This window comes from Mesorhizobium sp. M7A.F.Ca.US.010.02.1.1, assembly GCF_004023085.1.
Taxonomy (GTDB): Bacteria; Pseudomonadota; Alphaproteobacteria; order Rhizobiales; family Rhizobiaceae; genus Mesorhizobium.
Window position 1 is genome coordinate 162,032 of record NZ_RZRV01000007.1, and the last position, 19,620, is coordinate 181,651.

The 19,620-nt window shown below is 63.5% G+C and carries 17 protein-coding genes and 1 other RNA gene; 16 read left to right on the forward strand and 2 right to left on the reverse strand.

All coding sequences use genetic code 11. From position 1 onward, the window contains the following. Nucleotides 1–6 precede the first annotated feature (6 nt). A complete protein-coding gene (locus tag EOA19_RS10185) occupies nt 7–3,630 on the reverse strand; it encodes a hydantoinase B/oxoprolinase family protein (RefSeq protein ID WP_128303482.1) in 3,624 nt (1,207 codons plus the stop codon). A 192-nt stretch (nt 3,631–3,822) separates the two neighbouring features. Between EOA19_RS10185 and EOA19_RS10190 the strand changes: the two genes are divergently transcribed. From EOA19_RS10190 to EOA19_RS10220, 7 genes are all read left to right on the forward strand, one after another. Next, nucleotides 3,823–4,083, forward strand: a complete 261-nt coding sequence (locus EOA19_RS10190; protein ID WP_081734943.1) for a hypothetical protein — start codon at nt 3,823–3,825, stop codon at nt 4,081–4,083. 164 nt (nt 4,084–4,247) lie between these two features. Next, on the forward strand, nt 4,248–4,967 hold the full coding sequence (locus EOA19_RS10195; protein ID WP_128303483.1) for a DnaJ family molecular chaperone: 720 nt from the start codon (nt 4,248–4,250) through the stop codon (nt 4,965–4,967). Further along, complete coding sequence (locus EOA19_RS10200) at nt 4,964–5,719, forward strand: N-acetylmuramoyl-L-alanine amidase (RefSeq protein WP_128303484.1); 756 nt, start codon at nt 4,964–4,966, stop codon at nt 5,717–5,719. The genes EOA19_RS10195 and EOA19_RS10200 overlap by 4 nt, the downstream gene beginning before the upstream one ends. A 208-nt stretch (nt 5,720–5,927) precedes the next feature. Beyond that, on the forward strand, nt 5,928–6,653 hold the full coding sequence (locus EOA19_RS10205; RefSeq protein ID WP_023813152.1) for a lytic transglycosylase domain-containing protein: 726 nt from the start codon (nt 5,928–5,930) through the stop codon (nt 6,651–6,653). Nucleotides 6,654–6,703: 50 nt separating this feature from the next. Further along, nucleotides 6,704–7,113: RNase P RNA component class A (gene rnpB, locus EOA19_RS10210), an RNA gene on the forward strand. Nucleotides 7,114–7,290: 177 nt separating this feature from the next. Further along, nucleotides 7,291–7,566 (forward strand): type II toxin-antitoxin system ParD family antitoxin, encoded by a 276-nt coding sequence (locus EOA19_RS10215; RefSeq protein WP_128303485.1) that lies wholly within the window; start codon nt 7,291–7,293, stop codon nt 7,564–7,566. Beyond that, entirely contained in the window at nt 7,563–7,865 is a 303-nt protein-coding gene (locus EOA19_RS10220) for a type II toxin-antitoxin system RelE/ParE family toxin (RefSeq protein ID WP_128303486.1), read from the forward strand. The genes EOA19_RS10215 and EOA19_RS10220 overlap by 4 nt, the downstream gene beginning before the upstream one ends. 8 nt (nt 7,866–7,873) lie before the next feature. Here the strand turns inward: EOA19_RS10220 and EOA19_RS10225 are convergent, their stop codons facing one another. Then, entirely contained in the window at nt 7,874–8,989 is a 1,116-nt protein-coding gene (locus tag EOA19_RS10225; protein ID WP_023813150.1) for a cystathionine gamma-lyase, read from the reverse strand. A 409-nt stretch (nt 8,990–9,398) separates the two neighbouring features. On the opposite strand from EOA19_RS10225, the gene mraZ reads away from it, so the two are divergent. Genes mraZ through ftsW form a run of 9 tightly spaced genes read left to right on the forward strand, consistent with a single transcriptional unit; the run spans nt 9,399 to nt 19,620 of the window. Beyond that, nucleotides 9,399–9,857, forward strand: coding sequence for a division/cell wall cluster transcriptional repressor MraZ (gene mraZ, locus EOA19_RS10230; protein ID WP_128303487.1), 459 nt, complete (start codon nt 9,399–9,401; stop codon nt 9,855–9,857). Beyond that, a complete protein-coding gene (gene rsmH, locus EOA19_RS10235; RefSeq protein WP_128303488.1) occupies nt 9,854–10,888 on the forward strand; it encodes a 16S rRNA (cytosine(1402)-N(4))-methyltransferase RsmH in 1,035 nt (344 codons plus the stop codon). The genes mraZ and rsmH overlap by 4 nt, the downstream gene beginning before the upstream one ends. 3 nt (nt 10,889–10,891) lie before the next feature. Continuing rightward, complete coding sequence (locus EOA19_RS10240) at nt 10,892–11,290, forward strand: hypothetical protein (RefSeq protein WP_128303489.1); 399 nt, start codon at nt 10,892–10,894, stop codon at nt 11,288–11,290. Then, nucleotides 11,287–12,996 (forward strand): penicillin-binding protein 2, encoded by a 1,710-nt coding sequence (locus EOA19_RS10245; protein WP_128303490.1) that lies wholly within the window; start codon nt 11,287–11,289, stop codon nt 12,994–12,996. The genes EOA19_RS10240 and EOA19_RS10245 overlap by 4 nt, the downstream gene beginning before the upstream one ends. A gap of 54 nt (nt 12,997–13,050) precedes the next feature. Beyond that, nucleotides 13,051–14,505 carry a UDP-N-acetylmuramoyl-L-alanyl-D-glutamate--2,6-diaminopimelate ligase gene (locus EOA19_RS10250; RefSeq protein WP_128303491.1) on the forward strand — a complete coding sequence of 485 codons (1,455 nt, stop codon included), beginning with the start codon at nt 13,051–13,053 and terminating at the stop codon, nt 14,503–14,505. Beyond that, nucleotides 14,502–15,959: a UDP-N-acetylmuramoylalanyl-D-glutamyl-2,6-diaminopimelate--D-alanyl-D-alanine ligase gene (locus tag EOA19_RS10255; RefSeq protein WP_128303492.1), complete on the forward strand. Its 1,458-nt coding sequence runs from the start codon at nt 14,502–14,504 to the stop codon at nt 15,957–15,959. The genes EOA19_RS10250 and EOA19_RS10255 overlap by 4 nt, the downstream gene beginning before the upstream one ends. Before the next feature lie 18 nt (nt 15,960–15,977). Further along, nucleotides 15,978–17,060 carry a phospho-N-acetylmuramoyl-pentapeptide-transferase gene (mraY, locus tag EOA19_RS10260; RefSeq protein ID WP_013530954.1) on the forward strand — a complete coding sequence of 361 codons (1,083 nt, stop codon included), beginning with the start codon at nt 15,978–15,980 and terminating at the stop codon, nt 17,058–17,060. An 8-nt stretch (nt 17,061–17,068) separates the two neighbouring features. Beyond that, complete coding sequence (gene murD / locus EOA19_RS10265; RefSeq protein ID WP_128303493.1) at nt 17,069–18,469, forward strand: UDP-N-acetylmuramoyl-L-alanine--D-glutamate ligase; 1,401 nt, start codon at nt 17,069–17,071, stop codon at nt 18,467–18,469. Next, the gene (gene ftsW, locus EOA19_RS10270; protein WP_128303494.1) at nt 18,469–19,620 is read left to right on the forward strand and encodes a putative lipid II flippase FtsW; all 1,152 of its coding nucleotides are present in this window, start codon (nt 18,469–18,471) and stop codon (nt 19,618–19,620) included. The genes murD and ftsW overlap by 1 nt, the downstream gene beginning before the upstream one ends.

Genomic DNA, 19,620 nt, shown 5'->3' on the forward strand with positions numbered 1-19,620 from the left:
GCCTCCTTACAGTTTGCCAAACCCGCCCGGCGTCGGCGTCGTCAGGATGACGGCGTCGCCGGCCTGCAGCACGGTCTGGTCGCAGGCTTTCAGCATGTCGATCGTGCCGTCCTTGCGGCGGACCTTGGTCGAGCCGACCTCGCCATCGCCGCCTCCGTCCAGCCCTTGCGGCGGGCGGTTGCGGTGCGAGGAGAGGATCGCGCATTCCATCTTTTCGAGGAAGCGGATGGTGCGTTTGGTGCCGTCGCCGGCGCTCCATTTGCCCTTGCCGCCGGAGTTTTCCCGAATGTGGAAATCCTCGAGCAGCACGGGAAAGCGCAATTCCAGCACTTCCGGGTCGGTGAGGCGCGAGTTGGTCATGTGGGTGTGGACGCCGGAGGTGCCGGCAAAGCCGCGGCCCGAGTTCATCTGGCCGGCGGGCGAGCCGGAACAGATCGTCTCGTAGTATTGGTAGGTCTTGTTGCCGAAGGTCAGGTTGTTCATCGTGCCTTGCGCGTTGGCCATGGCGCCCATGGCGCCGAACAGCGCATTGGTGACATGCTGCGAGGTCTCCACATTGCCGGCGACGACGGCGGCGGGGTAGGCGGGTTTCAGCATGCAGCCGTCGGGAATGATGATGTTGATTGGCCGCAGACAGCCGGCATTCATCGGGATCATGTCCTCGACCATGACGCGGAAAGCATAGAGCACGGCCGCTCGGGCGACGGGTTCGGGCGCGTTGAAATTGTTCTTCATGCCCGGCGACGTGCCGGTCAAGTCAACGGTCGCCTCGCGCTTTTGCCGGTTGACCGTGATCTTCACCTTGATGATTTGGCCGGTGTCGGTCGGGTATTCGTACTGCGAACTATCGGGCAGCCGCTCCAGCACGCGGCGCACGCTTTCAGCCGCATTGTCCTGGACATGGCCCATATACGCTTCGACGACATCGAGGCCGAAATGCGCGACCATCTTGCGCAGTTCCGCGACGCCCTTCTCGTTGGCGGCGATCTGCGCTTTGAGGTCGGCGATGTTCTGGTGCGGATTGCGGGCCGGGTAGCGGTGGTCGGTGAGCAGCGTTTCCAGCTCCTTCTCGCGGAATTTTCCACGATCGACGATGCGGAAATTGTCGAACAGCACGCCTTCCTCGTCGACCGTGGTGGCAAGCGGCGTCATCGAGCCGGGTGCCGTGCCGCCGATATCCGCATGATGGCCGCGAGAGGCTGCCCAGAACAGGATTTCGCGTTGGGCGTCGTCGAACACCGGCGTCACCACGGTGATGTCGGGCAGATGCGTGCCGCCATTGTAGGGTGCGTTGAGGGCAAAGACGTCGCCGGGGTGGATGTCGCCGGAATTCAGCCGGATGACGGTTTCGACCGAGCGGTCCATCGAGCCGAGATGTACCGGCATGTGCGGCGCATTGGCGACCAGCGCGCCAGTGCGATCGAAGACGGCGCAGGAGAAATCCAGCCTTTCCTTGATGTTGACCGAATAGGCGGTGTTCTGCAGCGTCACACCCATCTGCTCGGCGATCGACATGAACAGATTGTTGAAGACCTCCAGCATGACCGGATCGGCCTCGGTGCCGAGCGCTGCCTGCCGGCGCTTTTTCTCGACGCGGCGCAGAAGCACATGATTCCTGGCGGTGATTTCGGCCTGCCAGCCCGGCTCGATGGCGATTGTCTGGTTCGGCTCGATAATCAAGGCGGGTCCCGCAATCCTGTTTCCCGGCTTCATCGCCTCGCGGCGGAAGATGGGTGAAGTGTGCCACTCTCCTTCGGTGAAGATTTCGCGGGTTTGCGAAGGGCTTACGGCAAGGTCTTCGGTTCGCGATTCAGTTTCGTCGCGCCCGGTGCCGCCGGTGTCGGTGCCTTCGACGCCGACGGTCTCGACGATCATCGGCTTGTCGTCATAGACGAAACCGAACTGCGCCTTGTGGGCGATTTCAAAATCGCGCCTGGCCTGGAAAATCGAATCCGCCTCGAAATTCACCGGCAGTGTCGTGTCGGTGCCGTCATAGCGAATGTGCAGCACGGGCTTGGTGGCGACCGCATCCTCGCCGATGCCTTGCGCCGCGAGCTCGGCGATGACGGCTTTTCTCAAGATGGCAATGAGGTTGCCGATCTCCGTTCTGGACTCTTCGGCAAGCGGTTTCAGCAGCGCCTGCTGGCGCGAGGCAAAGACCGAGGACAGGCCGATGCCATAGGCCGACAGCAGACCTGAGAAGGGATGGATCAGCACCGCTTCCATGCCGAGCGCATCGGCGACCAGGCACGCGTGCTGGCCGCCGGCGCCGCCAAAACAGTTCAGGAGATATTCGGTGACGTCATAGCCGCGCTGGACGGAGATCTTCTTGATGGCGTTGGCCATGTTCTCCACGGCGATGGTGACGAACCCTTCGGCGACAGTCTCGGGCGACCGGCCATCGCCGATTTCGGCGGCAAGTGTTGCAAATTTTGCTCGCACCGTCTCGACGTCGAGCGGTTCGTCCTGGCCGGGTCCGAATATTGCCGGAAAGAAATCGGGCTGCAGCTTGCCAAGCATGACGTTGGCGTCGGTGACGGCGAGCGGGCCGCCGCGCCGGTAGGCTGCCGGGCCGGGATTGGCGCCAGCCGAATCCGGTCCGGCCCGGAAGCGACCGGCCTCATAGTGCAGGATCGAGCCGCCGCCGGCGGCGACGGTGTGGATGCGCATCATCGGCGCACGGATGCGCACGCCGGCGACCTCGGTGTCGAAGGCGCGCTCATACTCTCCGTCATAATGGGCGACGTCGGTGGAGGTGCCGCCCATGTCGAAGCCGATGACTTTGCCGAAACCGGCGAGCCTGGCCGTCTCGACCATGCCGACGACGCCGCCGGCGGGCCCCGACAGCAGCGCGTCCTTGCCCTGGAACATGTCGGCGGCGGTGAGACCGCCCGACGACATCATGAACATGAGGCGAGGCGATTGGCCGGGCGCCACGCCCAACTCTCCCGCCACCCTTTGCACGTATCGAGACAGGATCGGCGACAGATAGGCGTCGACCACGGTGGTGTCGCCGCGGCCGACCAGCTTGATCAGTGGCGAGACTTCATGGCTGACCGAGACCTGGCTGAAACCAAGTTTGCGGCAGACTTTCGCCACAGCCTTCTCGTGGTCGGGGTATTTCCAGGCGTGCATGAAGACAATGGCGACCGCATCGATGCCATCGGCCCTGGCCTGTTCGATCGCCGGCCGGCAGGCGGCGATGTCGAGCAATTGTTCGACGCGGCCATCGGCGCGCACGCGCTCGTTGATTTCGATGACCCGCTCGTACAGCTGTTCGGGAAGGATGATCTCCTTGGCGAAGATGTCGGGGCGCGCCTGGTAGGCGATCTTCAGCGCATCGCGAAAGCCCTTGGTGATGAGCAAAAGCACGCGGTCGCCCTTGCGCTCCAGCAGCGCATTGGTGGCGACCGTGGTGCCCATCTTGATGTCGCCGATCAGGCCGCTCGGGATCGTGTCGCCGACTGACAAGCCGAGAAGGTCGCGAATGCCCTGGATGGCGGCATCGTTATAGGCTTCGGGGTTTTCGGAGAGAAGCTTGCGCGGGTGCAGCCCGCCTTCCGGATCTCGGCCGATGATATCGGTGAATGTGCCGCCGCGGTCGATCCAGAAATCCCATTTTTCGGTCATGACAGCCCCTGGCGCTCTTCTGTTCGATCGGTGGTGCACATGCTGTTAGTTCGCCACGGCCTGAGCGGCAATCGCAAATGAACCAGACGATGTTACATGTCGAAACGCAACGTTACGAAACTCATGGTCGTCTGACGCATTTGTCCTTCGACCGCTCACGGCAACGTGAGCGTGTGTTGAAGGAGAGACAAAATGAAAAAGCTCATTCTCGCGTCCGTTTCCGCTCTGGCCTTGCTTGGCGTCGCCGCCTGCAGTGACAGCGGCACGGACAATACGACCACCCAGAGCACCAATCCGCCGGCCGCCGAGGAACCGATGAAGCCGGCTACCCCGGAAGCCACGCCGCCGGCCGCGACGCCTCCGGCAACGGATAATTCGACCACGAAGAGCATCACACCCGAGAAGCCTGCCGAGCCGGCTCCGGCAACACCAGCTCCTGCGCCCGCGCAGTAGTGAGCAAGCAGTACTTCGTGTGATGAATGAGAAAGGCCGGCTCGCGCTGGCCTTTTTCATATTGTCCGAGCGCCGTGGCGTTCGAGTCCGATCGATTTGTCGCGCAAAGCCTGCGGCACTGTCCCGGCTTGATAGGAGCGGGCGGTGGCTCTAAGAAGCAGGCCATGTCGATTTGGGATCGCCTCGGCGAATTCATCACCCGCGTTTCATCCTCAGCCTCGTCGGGTGTCGCCGACGTGGTCGAGGCCGTGCGCACGGTTTTCGCCGGCGATGCGGATTTGCGCCGGCGTGTCGCCTTTTCGGTGGCGATGATCGCGCTGTCGGCCAAGATGGCCAAGGCCGATGGCATCGTCACCCAGGACGAGGTGCGCGCGTTCCAGGAAATATTCGAAGTGCCGCCGAAGGAGACGCGCAATGTGGCGCGTCTGTTCGATCTCGCCCAGCGCGACGTGGCCGGTTTCGAGGCCTATGCCGAGCGGATGGCGCAGATGTGCGGTTCCGGGCATTCCAATTGTGTGATGCTGGAGGACATACTCGACGGTCTGTTCCACATCGCCAAGGCCGACGGGCTGGTGCACGAGCGCGAAGGCCACTTCCTGCACCGCATCGCCGAGATTTTCCGCATCGACGAAGCGCATTACGAGGCCATCATGGCGCGGCACGTCAATCTCGGCGCCGGGGATCCCTATGTCGTGCTTGGCATCGAGCGCGGCAAGCCGTTCGAAGAGGTCAGGAAGCGCTATCGCAAGCTGGTTTCCGACAATCATCCGGACCGGCTGATCGCGCGCGGCCTGCCTCAGGAATTCATCAAGATCGCGACCACCAGGGTGGCGGCGATCAACGCCGCCTACGAGATGATCGAGCGGGGCCTGCGCCACGCATGAGCGGCTTTCTGCCCGACGAGCCACGTGCCGAAGTCAGGGTATCGCCGAATTTCGGCCCGCGGCGCGAGACGCCCAGGCCTGACATGATCGTGCTGCACTACACCGGTATGGCGACCGGCGCCGGGGCCGAGGCTTGGCTTTGCGACCCGGCCAGCGAGGTCTCGTCGCATTATCTCGTCCACGAGAATGGCCATATCGTGCAGATGGTCAGGGAAAGCGACCGCGCCTGGCATGCCGGCAAGAGTTCGTGGTTCGGACGGGCCGACATCAATTCCTGTTCGGTCGGCATCGAGATCGTCAATCCGGGGCATTCGCTGGGTTATCCCGGTTTTCCCCGGCGGCAGATCGATGCGGTGATCGGGCTGTGCCGTGGGATCGCCGGTCGGCATTCGATCGCCGCCGAGCGGGTACTCGCGCATTCCGATATTGCGCCGGGGCGCAAGATCGATCCCGGCGAGAGGTTTCCGTGGCGGACGCTGTTCGAAGCCGGTGTCGGTCATCTCGTGGCGGCCGCACCCGTCAGGCGAGGCGCCACTCTGACAACCGGCGACACCGGCGGCGACGTCGAAGCGTTGCAGTCGATGCTGGCGCTCTACGGTTATGGCGTTGAAATATCCGGCGTTTTCGACCGGCAGACCGAGGCGGTGGTCGAGGCCTTCCAGCGTCATTTCCGGCCGCGCAAGGTGGACGGCGTTGCCGACGGCTCGACGCTGCGGACGCTGCAAAGGCTGCTTGCTTCCGTGAGGCGCTGACCCCCGGGAAGCCTCTTCCAAGCAATTCTTTCCAATCCTTAAGTTACAAGCTGTCACTCAAAGTGACTTGCCTGGCCTTGTTTGACACCAATTCGGGCGTCAAACGGCTGACGTGTAGATGTCGGACCCCAAGCCCCCGGGTTGTTCCGACGTTGGTTAGGCGTTGCTGCGCGAACATCTTCGCGCGGTTCAGACAGAACAGGATCACATGCAGAAATTTACCGTTTTAACGGCAGCTCTTGCTGCCGGCGTAATGACTTTTGCCTTCAGTGCCGCAGATGCCGCGCCCCTCAGCCCGCGAGCCGATCAAGGGCCTGTCGTGGCATCCGCGAAAGGCGGCAAGGCCCCACAGGCCAGAAGCGGCAAGGCAGGCCAGGACGCCAAGGCGACGAAGCGGGCTTCCGCGAAAATGGAAAAAGCAAGCTGGTCCAAGCCGAAGAAGTCCGCCAGAAAGCAGACGAAGCGTGGCCGAAAAACCGTCGACATGACGGCAACGGCGTCGATCGGTGTCCGGAACGCGGCAGCCTCGGCGGCCACGGTGGCCAGCAGCGGGCAGTATTCCGCAATCGTTGCCCGCTATGCGGCGATCGAAGGCGTTCCGGTATCGCTCGCCTCGGCGGTTATCCAGATCGAAAGCAACTATCGGCCCAACATCGTCGGCGGCGCCGGCGAGATCGGCCTGATGCAGATCAAGCCGGCCACGGCTCGGATGATGGGCTATAGCGGCTCCGCCAAGGGTCTGTTCGATCCCGACACCAACATCAAATACGGGATGAAATACCTTGCCATGGCGCGGAGCCTCGGCGGCGGCACGACCTGCGGCACGATTTTGAAATACAATGCCGGCCACGCCGCAACGCGGATGAACCCGGTGTCGGCAGCCTATTGCGGCAAGGTGAAGGTGCAGATGGCTGCGCTGGGATCGCCCGCATAAGTCTGCTTTTTCGTTTGCGTTTTCGGGCGTGAACCCCTTTATACGCTCTGCCAGCTGGCTGGGCGGCCGCACCCGCAAACGCCGAAAGGTCGTGGGTGAGGAAAGTCCGGGCTCCATGGAAACACGGTGCCGGTTAATGGCCGGCGGGGGCGACCCCAGGGAAAGTGCCACAGAAAGCAAACCGCCACGATCCGGCTTGCCGGATTCGGGGTAAGGGTGAAAGGGTGGGGTAAGAGCCCACCGCGCGACTGGCAACAGGAGCGGCACGGTAAACCCCACCGGGAGCAAGACCGAATAGGGGCGGTGCGAGGGGAAACTCTCGAGGGCTGTTTCCGGCTCACCGTCCGGGTAGGTTGCGTGAGGCGCATGGCAACATGCGCCCAAGATGAATGGCCGCCACGTTCTCGCCTCGCAAGGGGCGAGGGCCATACAGAACCCGGCTTACAGGCCAGCTGGCAATTTTTTCTCCCGCGATATCGAAGAGAAGTCTCTTGATATCAACAGGTTGCGCCCTCGGGCGCGCCTGCTGATTCAAGTTTGTTCACCGATCCATCCATGCGAGCGAGGGCCGGCTATTGCTTGAAACTGGTGCGATTAAATCGTACCATGGATCAGCTGATAGCATCGGGAGCCTCTCATGGGACAGGTCGACAAACGCAGCATCACGCTGTCGCCGGAACTGGCGGCGGCGGTGGACGATGTAGTCGCCGCCGGCGAATATGCATCGGCCAGCGAAGTGATCCGCGACGCGCTCAGACAGTGGAAAGACCGGCGCGAACTGCATGGCTACACGGTCGAGGAATTGCGCAAGCTGGTGCAGGAAGGGATCGACAGCGGGCCTGGTCGATTTGCGTCAATGGATGACATCAAGGCTGAAGCGAGGAGACGCCTGCGATCTGACGACGCGGCATGAATCTGCTGCCCATCGTCCGGAATGCGCGCGCAGAAGACGATTTGATCGCGATCTGGCTTCATGTTGCACGCGAGAGCGAGGCTGCGGCCGATCGGTTGCTCGATCGCATCGAGGCGCGGTGGCGGCAACTGGCCACCTATCCCTTCTTAGGCGCACCGCGCGACGACATCGCGCCAGGCATCCGTCATCTGGTCGTTGGCGACTATCTCACCTTGTACCGGGTCGATGACGACGCGATCGAAATAATCCGCGTGCTGCATGGCAAGCGCAACATCGAGGCCGATGACGTGGGCGCGTAGCCGTTTCGTCAGCCGCCGATCTTGTCCAGTGACGCCTCGATCGCCTTCCAGAGCTCGTCCACCGGCTCGCAGCCGACCGAGAGGCGAACGAAGCCGGCGGCAACGGCATCGCCTCGCTTCAAGCGCCGCTCGGCGGACGTGTGGACGCCGCCGAAGGATGTCGCGGCCTGCATCAAGGCGCAATTGTTGATGAAATCCTCGGCCTTGTCCTCCGAGGCGAGCTCGAACGAGATGAGGAAGCCGAAGCGCTCCATCTGGGCGCGGGCAAGGTTGTGCGACGGATCGCCTTCCAGTCCGGGATAACGCAAGCCGCTGATTGCCCGGTGGCCCTGCAGCCGCCGCGCGATGACTTCCGCCGAGGAACACATGCGATCGAAGCGCACATCCAGTGTCTCCAGGCCGCGGTGCACCAGCCAGGCTTCGAATGGTCCGGGAATGCTGCCGGAAACTTCGCGCCAGCCGGTCACGGCGGCGATGATATCGGCATTGCGGCTGGCCACATGGCCGAACAGCACGTCGGAGTGGCCATTGGGTGCCTTGGTGTCGGCGGCAACGACGATATCGGCGCCATGGTCGAGCGGCCGCTGGCCGAAGGGTGTCATGGTCGTGTTGTCGACGACAAGGATCGCGCCGGCTTTGTGAACAGCATCGGCAACGGCGGCGATATCGCAGATATCCAGCCCCGGATTGGCAGGGGTTTCGACAAACGCCAGCCGATAGCCATCGAAGCCGCCATCGAGGAAGGTCGAGGTCGGCCTGACATCGTAGGTGATGCCGAGCGGCTTGAGGAAGCGATCGGCCAAAGCCCGCGTCGTGTGATAGCCGTCTGAAGGCAGCAGGATACGGTCGCCGGCCTTGAGCATGGCAAAAAACGCCGCCGAGATTGCCGCCATTCCTGAAGGGAAGGCAACGCACGGCGCACTCTCCAGATGAGCCAGCATATGTTCGACCGCGTCCCAGGTCGGGTTGCTGAAGCGGCCATACTGGTTGAAGCCGGTGGCGTCGCCGGGCGCATGAAAAATGGCGGCCATGGTCAGGGGCAGGGGAATGGAATCGCCCATGGCAAGCCCGCTGCGACGCAGATGAGGAAGTGCTGCAGCGCGTGACTTTGCTGTTTCAGACATCGAATTTCCAACCCTGTTTGCGACCGACGAGATGTGGCGAGACGCTATGCCCGGCAGCGGCGCGCGGCAAGGCGCCTCCGGTTGGGCCAAGCGGCTCTAAACGCTTCGTTAGGCTTAATAGACGATAAAGACGAGACGTGTCGTCGAGGCTGTTCTCATTGGTCGGGCGCGCGTGTTTGTGAAGCCTAATCCCGTTGACGCCCATAGTGCCCCATGATATCCCATCCAGACATCAAAGCCTTCGTTCCGTGTCAGGGTAAAGCGTACGCCAATCGGGCAGCCGCGGCGGCTGCGCGTTTGCCGGTTTTTGCCCGTGCGGACGAGACTGATACGGGCCAGGGAAGGCGCCGCGGCGGCGCCGGCGACAAGATGGAGAGGGGTGCGGCGGCGCAAGCGGCCGTAGCGTGTAATGGACCGGTTTCTGTCAAACTCGGTGAGCAGGATCGATGCGAAGGGGCGGGTGTCCGTTCCCGCGCATTTCCGTGCCGTCGTGCAGAAACGCGGCTATTCGGAACTCTATGCGCTACGCTGCCTGGATCTGCCGGCGATGGATGTCGGCGGGCTCGATCTGCTCGACCGCTACGAGCAGCGCATCGCGCTCGAGGATCCCTTCCTGCAGACGGCGGACGATATGTCGTTCTTCTGCCATGGCGACGGAGCCTTCTTGAAACTCGACCAGGATGGCCGCATCACGATGAGCGATTTCCTTCGCGAACACACGGGCATTTCGGCCGAGGTGGCCTTTGTCGGGCGCGGCAATTTCTTTCAGATCTGGGAGCCGGGACGGCTTGCCGCCTATGGGGCGCAGGCGCGGGCACGGCTTTTGCAGCTTCGGCAGGGGACGAAGCCTGGGGAGCGACCGGAATGACGGCAGGCCACGGCGATGACCTTCCTCGCGCCGTAGGTGGGCACGCCGTTGGCGGATCGGCCCGCCACATTCCGGTCCTGCTTGCCGAAGTGCTTGAAGCACTGGCGCCGGCGCAGGGCGACATCATCATCGACGGCACGTTCGGCGCCGGCGGCTACACCAGGGCCATTCTGGCGACGGGCGCCTCGGTTGTGGCGATCGATCGCGATCCGGATGCAATCGATGCCGGGCGCGATCTGGAAGCGCAGTCCGGCGGCCGGCTGCGGCTGGTGCAGGCGCCGTTCTCGACGCTGGACGAACATGTCGAGAGCGCCGAGGGCGTCGTGCTCGACATCGGCGTGTCCTCGATGCAGCTCGACCAGGCCGAGCGCGGGTTTTCGTTCCGCGCCGACGGGCCACTCGACATGCGCATGGCGCAATCGGGCCTCAGCGCCGCCGATGTCGTCAATTCCTTCAAGCCGGGCGACCTTGCCCGTATCTTCGGCTTTCTCGGCGAGGAGCGCCATGCCGGACGCATCGCCCGCATGATCGAGGCGCGCCGCGAAAAGCGCCCGTTCGAACGCACGCTGGAACTGGCCGACGCCATCGAGACGCATATCGGCCGGGCGCCGAAGGACAAGATCCATCCGGCGACGCGCGTCTTCCAGGCGCTGCGCATCTTCGTCAATGACGAGCTTGGCGAACTGGCCAAGGCGCTGTTCGCGGCCGAACGCGCGCTGAAGCCGGGCGGTCGGCTCGCCGTGGTGACGTTCCATTCGCTGGAAGACCGCATCGTCAAGCGCTTCATCGCCGACCGGGCCGATGTTGCGACCGGCTCACGTCACCTGCCCGAGGCTCATGCGCGCACCGCGACGTTCCGCAAGGCGGGCGGCGGCGTGACTGCCGGCGACGCCGAGGTGGCGGCCAATCCGCGCGCCCGTTCGGCCAGGCTGCGCGCGGCGATCCGCACCGAGGCGCCGGCGCGCGGCAGTGTTTTTTCGATTTTCGGCCTTCCAAAGCTTCCCGGTATCGACCGGCCGGGGGAGAGGTAACACGTGTTTCGTACCAGCGACATTGTCCTGATCGCCGTCATGGTTGCGGTAGCGGCCCTTACCTACAAGGCCAAGCGCGAGGCCGAGGAACAATTGGCCGCGGTGCAGAAGATCCATGCCCAGATACGCTATGAGGAGGATACGATCGACCTGCTCAAGGCCGACTGGAGCCTGCTTACCCAGCCGTCGCGGCTGCAGAAGCTCGCCGAACTCTACAAATCGCAGCTCGAACTCGAGCCGGTCAGCGCTCGCCAGATCGGCGGCATCGGCGACCTGCCGGCCAAATCGCTTGACATCCAGGACATCCTGTCGGGACGCCAGGGAGGCATGGCCGACAATTCGGGTGGCAACGCGCCGCCGGACGGCAGGGATCCCGTGGTGACCGGAGGCATCGCCCAATGATCGGCAAACTGCTGAAGCGTCGCGCCAGGACGAGTGAAGATGGATCGATCGTGGTCGAGGGCGCCCGCAAGACGACCGGCGGCAAGGGCAGGACGCGCATCGTCATGACCATGGCGGTGTTCTTCGGTATCTTCTCGACCATATCAGGGCGGCTGGTCTATCTCGGCTTCCAGACCCCCGACATGTCGGGCGGTCCGCAGAGCCGGGTGACGGCATCGCGGCCCGACATCGTCGACCGCAACGGCGAAGTGCTGGCCACGGATATCAAGACGGCGTCGCTGTTTGCAGAACCGCGCCGCATTGTCGACGCCGACGAGGCGATCGAGAAGCTGTCGACGGTGCTTCCGGACATCGACTATGAGCAGACCTACCATAAGCTGAAGAGCGGCGCCGGTTTCGTCTGGCTGCAGCGGCAGCTGACGCCCAAGCAACAGTCCGACATCATGCAACTCGGCATTCCCGGTTTCGGCTTCCGCACCGAAAAGCGCCGCTTCTATCCGAGCGGCGAGACCTCGTCCTACATTGTCGGCCTCACCAACATCGACAACCAGGGCATCTCCGGAATGGAGAAATATGTCGACGAGCAGGGGCTGAGCGATCTGCAGGCATCGGGCCTTGCCATTGCCAAGGATCTCAAGCCGGTAAAGCTTTCGATCGATCTGCGCGTGCAGCATGTGGTGCGCGACGAGATCGCCGCCGGCCTGGAGCGCTATCGTGCCATGGGGGCCGGCGCCGTCGTGCTCAACGTCAAGACCGGCGAAGTGGTGGCCATGGCCTCGGTGCCGGATTTCGATCCGAACAATCCCTACAATGCACAGGACAAGGACCGGCTGAATCGCATGTCGGCGGGCCTCTACGAGATGGGCTCGACCTTCAAGAGCTTCACCTCAGCCATGGCGCTCGATTCCGGCAAGGCGACGATGGCGAGCCGCTTCGATGCTTCGCATCCAATCCGGGTCGGCCATCAGGCCATTCACGATTTCCACGGCAAGAACCGTGTGCTGTCGTTGCCGGAGGTGTTCCTCTACTCGTCCAACATCGGGTCGGCCAGGGAAGCCGAGATGGTCGGCATCGAGGGGCATCGCGAATTCCTGCATCGCCTTGGCCTTCTGGACAGGATGCAGACCGAATTGCCGGAGACTGCCCGTCCAACTGAACCGAAGGTCTGGAAACAGGTCAATTCATTCACCATCGCCTTCGGCCATGGCGTGTCGACGACGCCGTTGCAAGCGGCTGTGGGCTGCGCGGCGTTGATGAATGGCGGCTTCCTGATGAACCCTACCTTTCTGGTGCGTACGCAGGCGGAAGCGATGGCCACGGCCAAGAAGGTGGTCAGCGAAAAGACCGTTGAAGGCATGCGCTACCTCTATTCGCTCAACGCGGAGAAGGGCTCGGCCAGAAATGCCAGGGTCCCCGGCTACCGCGTTGGCGGCAAGACCGGAACGGCCGAGAAGGTCGTCAATGGCCGCTACTCCAAGGACTTGAATTTCAACACTTTCGTCGCCGCCTTCCCGATGGACGATCCACAGTATCTGGTGTTTACCATTGCCGATGCCCCGCACCCGGAAAAGCCTGGCATGACGGATGTCGCGGCCGCAAATGCGGGGGTCATGGCCGGCAATATCATCAGGCGTTCAGCTGCCATGCTTGGCGTGAAGCCAGATTTCAGCCATGAAAATGGTGCAACGCTGGTTTCCTATCAGTGATTCTTAGGGCGCGCCGGCAACAGCGCGCTATTTTGTTGCGGTGAACGGGACTCGATGAAGCTCAGAGATCTAGCCGGTATCCTGCCCGTCGAGGGAATAGCTTCCGTCGATCTGGAGGTTACAGGGATTTCTTCGGATTCCCGCCAGGTGAAACCGGGCGTTGTCTTTTTTGCGCTCGCCGGAACCAAGGCCGATGGTGCCGTTTATGCCGCCGACGCCGCCGCGCGCGGTGCGGCCGCGATCGTGGCGGGCAAGGGCAGCACCATTGCCGGGCTGTCGGTTCCGTTATTGGCGGTCGACGATCCCCGCCTGGCGCTGGCGCTGAGTGCCGCCCGTTATTCCGGCAAGCAGCCTGAGATCATGGTCGCGGTGACCGGCACCAGCGGCAAAACGTCGGTCGCCGCCTTCACCAGGCAGATCTGGGAGCAGGCCGGTTATGCCGCCGCTTCGATCGGCACCACCGGCGTGGTGGCGCCTGGACGCAACGACTATGGCTCGCTGACGACACCCGATCCGGTCGCCCTGCACCAATTGCTGCGGGAATTGGCGGATGCCGGCGTCACCCACGCTTCGATGGAAGCCTCCAGCCATGGGCTCGACCAGCGCCGCCTCGACGGCGTGAAGCTGGCCGCCGGCGGCTTCACCAATCTCGGCCGCGACCATATGGACTATCATCCGACCATCGAGGACTATCACCGCGCCAAACTGCGTCTGTTCGACACGCTGCTGCCGAAGGGCGCACCGGCCGTGATCTTCGCCGACGATCCATGGTCGGCGCCGACGATCGAGGCCGCACAGGCTGCCGGGCTCAATGTGCTGACGGTCGGCCGCCATGGCGATTTCCTCAGGCTGAAGCGGGTCGAGCACGAGCGCCACCGCCAACGCGCCGAAGTCGAGGCCGATGGCGTGCTCTACGAGATCGACCTGCCGTTGGCCGGTGATTTCCAGATTTCGAACGCGCTGGTTTCGGCGGGTCTTGCCATCTCCACGGGAACACCTGTCGCCAAGGCCTTGATGGCGTTGGAGAAACTGAAGGGCGCGCCGGGCCGGCTCGACCTCGTCGGCACCACCGCCAGCGGCGCGCCGGTCTATGTCGATTATGCCCACAAGCCGGACGCGCTGGAAAACGTTCTGGCCTCGGTCCGGCCGTTCACCACCGGCCGCGTCATCGTCGTGTTCGGCTGCGGCGGCGACCGCGACCGCGGCAAGCGACCGATCATGGGCGAGATTGCGACGCGACTTGCAGATGTCGTCATCGTCACCGACGACAATCCGCGCTCCGAAGTGCCGGAAACGATCCGCGCCGCTATTTTGGCCGCCGCTCCCGGTGCCATCGAGATCGGCGACCGGCGCCAGGCGATTCATGAGGCGGTCGCCATGCTGCATGCCGGCGACACGCTGATCGTGGCCGGCAAGGGGCACGAGGAGGGCCAGACGATCGGCTCCGAGACCTTGCATTTTTCCGATCACGAGGAGGTTCGCGCGGCACTCGTGGAGCGTGCCGCATGAGCTTGCTGTGGACCTCCGAGGCGCTGGTTGCCGCCATGGACGGGCGGCCGCTCGGGCCGATGCCGGAAGGCATTTCAGGCATTTCGATCGACAGCCGCAGCCTGCAGCCGGGCGACGCCTTCTTCGCTATCAAGGGCGAGGCGATGGACGGCCATGACTTCGCAACCGCCGCCATCAAGGCTGGCGCCGGCGTGCTGGTGGTGGCCGAAGGCAAGCTGCCGTCGCTCGGCCGGCTGACGGCGCCGATCATCGTCGTCGAGGACGTGCTGGTCGCGCTGGAAAAGCTTGGAGTTGCGTCGCGCGCCCGCTCGAGCGCGAAAATCATCGCTGTGACCGGTTCGGCCGGCAAGACCACCACCAAGGAAGCGCTGCGCCATGTGCTGCAAGCCGCCGGCAAGGTGCATGCCTCGGCGCAGTCCTTCAACAATCACTGGGGCGTGCCGCTGACTTTGGCACGCATGCCCGATGATTGCGACTATGCCGTGTTCGAGATCGGCATGAACCATCCCGACGAGATCCGTCCGCTGGTCAAGATGGTGAGGCCGCATGTCGCCATCGTCACCATGATCGCGGCCGCCCACCTAGGTTTCTTCCGCAATCTGGACGAGATCGCCAAGGCCAAGGCCGAGATTTTCGAGGGGCTGGAGCCCGAGGGGGCCGCCGTCCTCAACCGCGACGATACGCGCTTCAAGCTGCTCGACAAGATGGCCCATGCAGCCGGTGTCGAGCACGTCTACGGCTTCGGCGAGAATGCGCGCTCTACCTTCAAGCTCACCAAATGCGAACTGCATGCGGATCATTCCGATATCATCGCCAGGATCGGCGGCCACGAAGTGACGGCGCGGATCGGCGCGCCCGGCCGCCATATGGTGCAGAACGTGCTGGCGGTGCTGGGGGCGGCACATCTGGTCGGGGCCGATCTCGACAAGGTGACACTCGCACTGGCCGATCTTTCGGCCGAGCGCGGGCGCGGCAAGCGCCATGTGCTGCGCCATCCCGGTGGCTCGACTTCGAGCCACCTAGGTGGACCGATCACGCTGATCGACGAAAGCTACAACGCCAATCCGGCATCGATGGCTGCTGCCATGGCATTGCTCAACGCGACGCCTGTGACGGGCGAGGGCCGCCGCATCGCCGTGCTCGGCGACATGCTCGAACTCGGCGACCATTCGGCCAAGCTGCATGCAGCCCTTGCCGAACTCATCGTCGGCACCGGGACACAGACCGTCTTCCTCGGCGGCCCGGAAATGCGGGCGCTGGCCGAAGCGCTGCCGGCTGAGATCAAGACGGAATACCGCGCTGGTGTCGAGGAGCTGAAGCCGGTGCTGCTTGCCGCGCTTAAGCCGGGTGACGTGGTGATGATCAAATCGTCGAAGGGCATCGGTTTTGCAAAACTGGTCGATGCGCTGCTGGGCAAATTCCCGGCTGAATCGACAGCTAGAAAACAGACCTAGGTCGGGGGACGAAAACGCATGTTTACACTGCTCGTCGATTTTGCGGACAAGGTCTCGGTCTTCAATGTCTTCCGCTACATCACCTTCCGCACCGGCGGGGCGCTGATCACGTCGGCGCTGATCGTCTTCATCTTCGGACCGACCATCATCAATTCGCTGCGGCTGCGGCAAGGCAAGGGTCAGCCGATCCGCGCCGATGGGCCGCAGACACATTTCAAGAAGGCCGGCACGCCGACCATGGGCGGCCTGATGATCCTGTCGGGCATCATCGGCTCGTCGCTTTTGTGGGCGAACCTGTCGAGCATCTATGTCTGGGTGGTGCTGCTGGTGACGCTGGGCTTCGGGTCGATCGGCTTCTACGACGACTATCTCAAGGTAACCAAGCAGTCGCATCTCGGCTTTTCCGGCAAGGCACGCCTTGCGCTTGAATTTGTCATTGCCGGCATCGCCGCCTGGGTGATCATGCACAATGGCCAGGCGCCGTTCTCTTCGTCGCTGACATTTCCCTTCGCCAAGGAATTCATCGTCAATCTCGGCTGGTTCTTCATTCCGTTCTCCTGCTTCGTCATCGTCGGCGCCGGCAATGCTGTGAACCTCACCGACGGTCTGGACGGACTGGCGATCGTGCCGATCATGATCGCGGCGGCTTCCTTCGGTGTCATCGCCTATCTCTCCGGCAACGCCGTGTTCGCCGAATATCTGCAGATCCATTTCGTGCCCGGCACCGGTGAACTGGCGGTCGTGCTCGGCGCGGTCATCGGCGCTGGTCTGGGCTTCCTCTGGTTCAATGCGCCGCCTGCGGCGATCTTCATGGGCGACACCGGCTCGCTGGCCATGGGCGGCCTGATCGGCACCGTTGCGGTCGCCACCAAGCACGAGATCGTTCTGGTCATCGTCGGCGGATTGTTCGTCGTGGAAATCCTGTCGGTCATCATCCAGGTCGGCTACTTCAAGATGACCGGCAAGCGGGTGTTCCTGATGGCGCCGATCCACCATCATTTCGAAAAGCTCGGCTGGACCGAAAGCCAGGTGGTGATCCGCTTCTGGATCATCGCCGTCATCCTGGCGCTGGTCGGCCTGTCGACCCTCAAGCTGAGATAGGAAGCCCCTTGATCCCCGCCGCATCCTTTTCAGGCAAGCGCGTTTCGCTCTTCGGGCTCGGTGGCTCGGGGATCGCGACGGCGCGCGCACTGATCGAGGGCGGCGCGGACGTGCTGGCTTGGGACGACAATCCCGAAAGCGTGGCCAAGGCAACGGCTGCCGGCATCGCAACCGCCGATCTCCGCGGCGCCGACTGGGCGAAATTCTCGGCCTTCGTGCTGTCGCCAGGTGTGCCGCTGACGCATCCCAAGCCGCATTGGACGGTGGAGCTGGCGCGCGGTTCGGGCGTCGAGATCATCGGCGACATCGAGCTTTTCTGCCGCGAGCGGATGCTGAGCGCGCCAAATTCGCCTTTCATCGCCATCACCGGCACCAACGGCAAGTCGACGACGACCGCGCTGACCGCGCATATCCTGAAAGCCGCGGGACGCGACACCCAGATGGGCGGCAATATCGGCCGCGCGGTAATGACGCTCGATCCACCCGAGCCCGATCGGCACTATGTGGTCGAATGCTCGTCCTACCAGATCGACCTCGCGCCCTCGATCAATCCGACGGCAGGCATCCTGCTTAACCTGACGCCCGATCATCTCGACCGCCACGGCACCATGCAGCACTACGCCGCGATCAAGGAGCGGCTGGTGGCCGGCAGCGAGACGGCGATCGTCGGCATCGACGATTCCTGGTGCGCGCAGATCGCCGAGCGGTTGGAGCGGGCGGGCCGGCCTGTCATCCGCATTTCCAAGCGCCTGCCGCTGACCGATGGCTATTTCGCCGATGGCAGCAATCTGATGGAAGCCGTGCACGGCCGTTACAGCCGTGTCGCCTTCCTCGAAGGCATCGGCTCGCTGCGTGGCCAGCACAATGCCCAGAACGCTCTGGCGGCGGTCGCCGCTTGCCTCAAGGTCGGGCTGGAGCTTGGCGAGATCCAGTCGGGGCTGGAAAGCTTTCCCGGCCTCGCGCACCGCATGGAGCAGGTCGGCCGCAAGGACCATGTGCTGTTCATCAACGATTCCAAGGCGACCAATGCCGATGCGGCGGCGCCGGCGCTGTCCAGCTTCGCGCGCATCTACTGGATCGCCGGCGGCCTGCCCAAGGAAGGCGGCATCGAACCCTTGCGCGGCTTCTTCCCGCGCATCGCCAAGGCCTATCTTATCGGCGAGGCGGCGCCGGCTTTTTCGGCGACGCTGGGCGAGGCAGTTCCCTACGAGATTTCAGGCACGCTGGCCGCGGCGGTCGAGCACGCCGCGCATGATGCGGCCAAGGACGACAGCGGTGAGGCGGTGGTGCTGCTGTCGCCGGCCTGCGCCAGCTTCGACCAGTTCAAGAATTTCGAAGTCCGCGGCGAAGCCTTCAGGCAAGCTGCGAATGCTATCGAGGGTGTGAAACCCATCGGAGGGGCACGATAATGCAGAGCCGTCTCGACAAAAGTCCGGTTGCGACCTGGTGGTGGACGATCGATCGCTGGTTCCTGGCGGCGTTCCTGTCGCTGATGGGGCTTGGCATCGTCTTGTCCTTCGCTGCCAGCCCGGCGGTGGCCGAACGCATCGGCCTCGACAGTTTCCACTTTGCCACCAGGCAGATCATCTTCACCGTGCCGGCGCTCGGCGTGATGCTGGCCGTTTCCTTCCTCGATTCCAGGCAGATCCGGCGCATGGCGCTGGTCATCCTGTGCCTGATGCTGGTGCTGATGGTGGCGGTGCTCTACATCGGCGTCGAGGTGAAGGGTGCGCGCCGCTGGGTGTCGCTTGCAGGCCTGTCGATCCAGCCGTCGGAATTCCTGAAGCCGGCCTTCGTCATCATGTGCGCCTGGCTGTTCGCCGAGCACAAGCGCCAGCCTGACATTCCGGGCAATCTGTTTGCCATGCTGCTGCTGGTGCTGGTCGTATCGCTGCTGGTGGCGCAACCGGACCTCGGCCAGACCATGCTGACGACCGGCACCTGGGGCATCATGTTCTTCATGGCCGGGCTGCCCTGGCTGTGGATCGTCGCGCTCGGCGCGGCCGGCGTCGGTGGCGTCTTTGCCGCCTATACGGTGTTCCCGCACGTTGCCTTGCGCATCGACAAGTTCCTCACCGGCGAGGGCGACACGTTCCAGGTCGACATGGGGCGCGAAGCGCTGATCAATGGCGGCTGGTTCGGTGTCGGGCCGGGCGAGGGCACAGTCAAGCGCGTCATTCCCGATAGCCATGCCGACTTCGTCTTCTCGGTCGCGGGCGAAGAGTTCGGGCTGATCATGTGCTTCTTCATCATGTCGATCTTCGCCTTCATCGTGCTGCGCGGCCTCAACACGGCGCTGAAGGAGCATGACGATTTCACCCGCTATGCGGTCGGCGGCCTCGTCACCGTGTTTGGCCTGCAAGCGGTCATCAACATGTGCGTCAATCTCCAGCTTGTGCCGGCCAAAGGTATGACGCTGCCGTTCATCTCCTATGGCGGCTCCTCGCAGATCGCCATCGCCATCTCGATGGGCATGGTGCTGGCGCTGACACGCAAGCGGCCGGAAAAGCGCAAGCAGATGGGCTTTGGCCTGTCGCAACGCGCCCTGCCGGCGGAGTGA